Below are 5,886 nucleotides of genomic sequence, written 5' to 3' on the forward strand. Positions count from 1 at the left end.
AATAAGAACGGGATTACGAAGAATGTTAGAAGTGCTAACTTCCAGTTAATCATCATCATAAATGAAAATGCTCCAACTAAAGTCATAATAGCAATGAATAAATCTTCTGGTCCATGGTGAGCAATTTCCCCAATTTCCATTAAATCGTTTGTAAGACGTGAAATTAAATGACCTGTTTTATTATTATCAAAAAATCTGAATGATAGCTTTTGAATGTGATCAAACAATTTCTGCCTCATATCTGTTTCAATGTTAACCCCAAGCATATGTCCCCAATATGTAACGACATATTGCAAACCTGCATTTAACACATAAACTACGAACAAACCGAAACAAGCCCATAAAATAAGCGTCCAGTTTTGTCCTGGTAATAACTTATCAATAAATTGATTTACGATAAGCGGGAAACCAAGTTCGAGTAAACCTGCGATAACTGCACAGGAAAAATCGAGTACGAATAAACCTTTGTACGGTTTATAGTAAGAAAAAAATTTACGTAGCATATCTTTCCTCCCTTTTCCAAATTAAAAGACTCTCTAAATGATAACCATTATCAAATAATTATTYAAGTTATCCGTCTATGAAACTAAAAAAACCTTCATCTATATTTGATGAAGGTTTCCATTTTATTTTATATAGCTTCCGAATCCCACTCATGCTCTTGCTGGACAAACACAACACCTAATTCATGATGTCCCCCGGCGTATAATGCTGTTTGAGCAAGACGAAGCTCACCATTTGTATCTACTACTTCTAATTTACAAAATGCCCCTGTCGTCTTCGTTTGAAGCGCGTCATAAAACTCTTCGGTACTTCTTGGAATGATTCCATTTACTTTCGTAATAACTTCTCCAGGCTTTAAATTCATTTCTGCCCCGATTGTATTAGGAATTGTATCTAATACAACAAGTCCATCATTACGTGCTGCAAAGTATGCTGGTCTTTTCTCGTCTGCAATTTTCTCTTGCACCGTGATTGTAAAGCGCCCAAGCATTGCGACTCCCATCGCGATAATTGCGAGTACGTGCCACCAGTAACTTGCGACACCTAAAACGAGTACGAGCCCTGCTAATCCATAGACACGTCTTCCTGTAAATAATAAAGCTTCCGTCGGCTCATAACTTCTAACCTTTCTCATAAATCCAATTAAAAATGGAACGAGGAATAAAGAGTATGTAGTCGAACCTATTGAAACGACAGGCCACCAAGAAATAAATCCTGTCACCGCGTCTCCTGGTATAAGAATAAATACTGGTACAAGCCATAAACGATTTGATTCATGTAGTCCAATTCGTAGCCCACGCTTACCTTTGTTAATTTTCGGCGTAGAATAGCGAACTGCATTTTTAGAGATTAATAACCCCTCTACAACGAGCATAACGCCTAATAAAATAGCAAGGGATACAATCGTACCCTCTTCACCTTCTCCAAGCTGTAAGAAGGAAACTGGCATCTTAGACGATAACAACACGAGTGCAATGGCGATTCCAAAAGTATAAGCTACAGATAAATATCGATACATAGCAGTTAATCCGAATAATAACGTCCAAAGTAAAATTGCCCATAAACTCGCTTTTGAAACAACAAGCCCAAGCCCAACCGTAATAATAGATACGATTAATCCGTACCCAATACCTGCAAATAGAGTTGTTCGTAGTTCAAACCAAATATCATATACTTTAAAAGAAAAATCTTTTCGTTCTCGTAATATACGTAAGTATCCAACGAAGATACTACTAATTAAAAATACATAGACAGCAGGGTGTAAGAAAAAACGTCCAACTGCTCGTAGTATTTCAAAAAGCCATGCCTCCACGAATTCATTCACCACCATTTATATCATTTTTTCTTTTTATCTTATCATAACTAAAGAAATGTTTGTTTAACACATAAAAAAATACAGGCATCAAAGTGCCTGTATTCTTTCTTATTTCGCTATTAATTTCAATGCSGTYTGTAATTGTAAATCATTTTCTCCAGAACGGATTTTTTCAATGATTTTAGTTTGAATCRCTTCAGCTGTCTTTTTATCRAGTTTTCCTGTTGCTTCCATCTCATTCGCATTTTGGAATGCTTTTAATGCTGATTCTGTCTCTTTGCTAAAGTATCCATCTTCACGTCCTGGTACATATCCTAAGCTCTTAAGCATTTCTTGCGCGTGTTTTACTTGTACATCATTTGAATTGTATGAAAGTGTCTTTTCAATTTGAATTGGCGTCGCATGATAATAATCTGGTTGCTTTACTTCTACAGTTGGCGCGATTCCTTTTTTATGAATCCAATTGCCATCCGGTGTTAACCATTTAAACATTGTTAATTTAATATTGCTGCCATCTTTAAATGGAACAGCCTGTTGAACAGTACCTTTACCAAACGTTTTTTCACCAATTAAATCGTATCCTTCTCCCTCTTTCAGTGCACCCGCTAAAATCTCTGAAGCAGAAGCACTTCCATTATCAATTAATACTGAAATTGGATATGACTTTCTTTCTTTCAGTTCCGTAGAGAATTTCTTCTTCTCACCATTTCGCTGTTCTACTTGTAGCATTGGCTTTTTATCTGTCATGATGTCTCCTAGTATATCTTCTACACTATTTAAATAGCCACCAGGATTACCACGTACGTCAATAACTAAGCCTTTTATGTTTTTCTTCTCTAACTCTTTTAACTGATCCTTAAATTCTTTTGCAGTATTTTCAGCGAAAGAAGTAATTTGCATATAACCGATGTCTTTTCCACTCTCTTGCTTTACGGAACTAAATACAGTGAAAATCGGAATCTTTTCACGCTTAATTTTAAATTCTATCGGATCAGCCACTCCTGCGCGCTTAATTTCAATTGCAACAGTCGTTCCTTTTTTACCACGAATTTTTAATACTGCTTCTTCACGTGATAAATCTTTCACACTATTTCCATCTACAGATAAAATTTGGTCATTCGGTTTAATTCCTATCTTTTCTGCTGGTGAACCTTTAATTGGCGATACGATAATAAGCTTACCRTCCGTCTTGTTCACTTCAGCTCCAATCCCTTCAAGTTCAGGATCTAGTGACTGACTAAACTGTTTTGCCGTTTCTTTATCCATATACGTGGAATAAGGGTCCTTCAGCGTAGACAACATTCCCTGTATCGCACCTTCGACTAATTTGTCGTCTTTCACGTCTTCCACATAACGTGAATCAATTAGTGCATACGCCTCATTAATCTTTGCCAAATTCCCTTGCGCTGTGCCAGCATTACCATTCGATACTGTTTGCGTTACATACGCTGGGTTTATCCCAAACCAGTACATACCACCAAACATCCCGCCAGCACCAATTAAAAATGCAACAACCATTCCAATAATTGCAACTCTACGTTTCAATGCGGAATTCCCCTTTCCAGAACACACAGGTGGTGTAGCAAAAGGCATCACACGATGTGTGATGCCTTTACCTATTTCTACTATATGATAAGCTTGTACGAATTATGTTTGCAACTTTTTATACTTTTAAGAAGCGACGAATTGACATTACACTTCCCCACATACCGATTAATGCACCGATTAACATTAATAAACCAGCTAATTGGAATACGAATGGGTTGTATGGTAGAAGCTCGAAAATTGTTCCGCCAAGTTTTTCATTAAACACACCTTGCAACGAATTATACATAACTAAAATTAGGCCAATTGGAATAATTGATCCTAATACTCCTAGGAATAATCCCTCTAACAAGAACGGCCAACGAATAAACCAGTTTGTTGCACCAACAAGTTTCATAATTTCAATCTCAGTACTACGAGCATAAATTGTAATTTTAATTGTGTTAGAGATTAAGAACATCGCTGTGAATAGAAGACCCGCAATTAACGCAATCCCGATGTTACGACCAGTTTTTACAGTATCAAATAATTTTTCAACTTGACCTTTACCGTATTGAACATTACTTACAAACTGCATTTTCTCAATCTTTTTCGCAATTGTTGCCGTATCTGTTGGTTCTTTCGCCTTTACAACAAATACGTTTTTCAGTGGGTTATCTTGCTCAAATAACTCGAACGTTTTTCCACTATCGCCTAAGCTTTTAATTAAACGTTTCAACTCTTCTTCTTTAGAAGAATATTTAATAGAATCTACTTTCGCAATTTTACTCATATCTTCTTCTAATTTCTTTTGATCAGCTTCTTTTGCTGCTGGATCAACATGCACACGAATTTCTACATCTTGCTCTACTTTCGTCGCAAAATGGTTCATATTCATAATCGCTGTCAAAAAGACACCTACAAGTAATAATGTAACTGTTACTGCACTTACAGAAGCAAATGTCATCCATCCGTTACGGGATAGATTTTTCACACCTTCTCGCAAATGTCGACTAAGGGTTTTAGCCTTCATATCCGTATCCTCCCTCAATCTCGTCTCGAACAATTCTTCCGCCTTCAATTGCAATTACACGATGACGAATTGTATTTACGATATCTGCGTTATGTGTCGCCATAACAATCGTTGTACCACGCTCATTAATACGTTTAAAAATCTTCATAATATCAAGAGCTGTTTCAATATCTAAGTTACCTGTTGGCTCATCGGCAATTACAACCTTTGGCTTATTTACAATCGCTCTTGCAATCGCCACACGTTGTTGCTCTCCGCCCGAAAGCTCATTTGGAAGTGCATCGGCACGCTCTTCAAGACCAACAAGACCTAACACTTCTGTAACGCGCTCACGAATCGCTTCCTTCTCTTCTTCAATTACTTCTAAAGCAAACGCAACATTCTCATATACCGTTAACTTAGGTAGCAATTTAAAATCTTGGAAAATCACGCCTAATTGACGACGGAAATATGGAACATCTCTTTCTGCTAATGTTTCAATTACAAGTCCATTTACATTAATTGATCCTGTAGATGGCTTCTCTTCACGATACATCATTTTAATAAATGTAGATTTTCCGGCTCCACTCGGTCCAACTASGTATACGAATTCACCTTGTTTAATGTTAACTGTGAGACCAGCAATGGCTTTCATACCATTTGGGTACTCCTTATAAACATTCGTCATTTTTATCATTATTTATCACCCAATACTTAATGATTTTTTTAGAAATACTTTTCTATACATTTGAAAATAAAAGAAAAACCTTTATTTTCGTTCGACCATTCTTGTTGAAGGTAGCTTCATACATGCTTTTTATTAGCAACGCTACTCTATGTAATATATTTCATCAAAATTCTACAAACCCCATTGTAACATCAATCGGTTTCCAATTCGGATACAATTTTGTTACAGTTATGTTACATCCTAATAAAAGGTAAACGAGCTCATGTAATTACTTAACTCGAAGCACTTTTCGGTCAAGTTATACAATCAGCTCGTTTATTAATTATGTTTCTTATTTATGCTCCGCTAACCATTCAGCTACTTTTTTTGCGTCTTCACCTTGAATAAGTCCAGGTGACATTGAGCCGCGACCTTTTTTAATAATTCCTTCGATATCTGCAGCGTCATACTTACTGCCTACTTTTCTTAAATCAGGTCCAGTTGCTCCTGATAAATCTTTCGCGTGACAACCAGCACAACTTCTTTGGAAAATTTGTTCTGCACTATCTGTACTTGCAGACTGATTCGAAGACTTACTCTCTTCTTTATTTCCACATGCTCCTAAAGCAAAAACGACTGATGTCCCCAGCGTAATAGCCAACAATTTCTTTTTCACTTCTATCGCTCCCCATTGTTGATATTCTTTTCATTCATAACTAGGCAATAGTTTTCATAACACATTCAATATTCATTATAAGCATTATCTTTATATAGAAAAACTAAGGTGTATTTCATATTTTTCACAAATATAGTGAGAAGCCTAATAAAATAAGCTTTCATAAATTGTTTCAATTCTGTGAACAC

The 5,886-nt window shown here is 36.2% G+C and carries 6 protein-coding genes; all 6 read right to left on the reverse strand.

Annotated features, from left to right (window positions below):
- Nucleotides 1-503, reverse strand: a 503-nt coding sequence (locus AC1DJR_RS15000) for an ABC transporter transmembrane domain-containing protein (protein ID WP_477002920.1), incomplete at its 3' end; no start/stop codon positions are given.
- Between the two features lie 128 nt (nucleotides 504-631).
- Entirely contained in the window at nucleotides 632-1,816 is a 1,185-nt protein-coding gene (locus AC1DJR_RS15005) for a PDZ domain-containing protein (protein WP_429686489.1), read from the reverse strand.
- A gap of 111 nt (nucleotides 1,817-1,927) precedes the next feature.
- Nucleotides 1,928-3,364, reverse strand: coding sequence for a S41 family peptidase (locus tag AC1DJR_RS15010; RefSeq protein ID WP_477002921.1), 1,437 nt, complete (start codon nucleotides 3,362-3,364; stop codon nucleotides 1,928-1,930).
- A gap of 118 nt (nucleotides 3,365-3,482) precedes the next feature.
- Nucleotides 3,483-4,376: a permease-like cell division protein FtsX gene (gene ftsX / locus AC1DJR_RS15015; RefSeq protein ID WP_002089596.1), complete on the reverse strand. Its 894-nt coding sequence runs from the start codon at nucleotides 4,374-4,376 to the stop codon at nucleotides 3,483-3,485.
- A complete protein-coding gene (ftsE, locus tag AC1DJR_RS15020; protein ID WP_477002922.1) occupies nucleotides 4,366-5,052 on the reverse strand; it encodes a cell division ATP-binding protein FtsE in 687 nt (228 codons plus the stop codon). Before ftsE ends, ftsX begins: the two co-directional genes overlap by 11 nt.
- A 322-nt stretch (nucleotides 5,053-5,374) precedes the next feature.
- The gene (gene cccB / locus AC1DJR_RS15025) at nucleotides 5,375-5,698 is read right to left on the reverse strand and encodes a cytochrome c551 (RefSeq protein ID WP_429686491.1); all 324 of its coding nucleotides are present in this window, start codon (nucleotides 5,696-5,698) and stop codon (nucleotides 5,375-5,377) included.
- Nucleotides 5,699-5,886: the final 188 nt, after the last annotated feature.

The organism is Bacillus sp. 05T31, from assembly GCF_056396725.1.

Bases quoted from the DNA above. Each gene is read 5' to 3' on its own strand.
- ftsX (WP_002089596.1), bottom strand. From the start codon at position 4,376: ATGAAGGCTAAAACCCTTAGTCGACATTTGCGAGAAGGTGTGAAAAAT.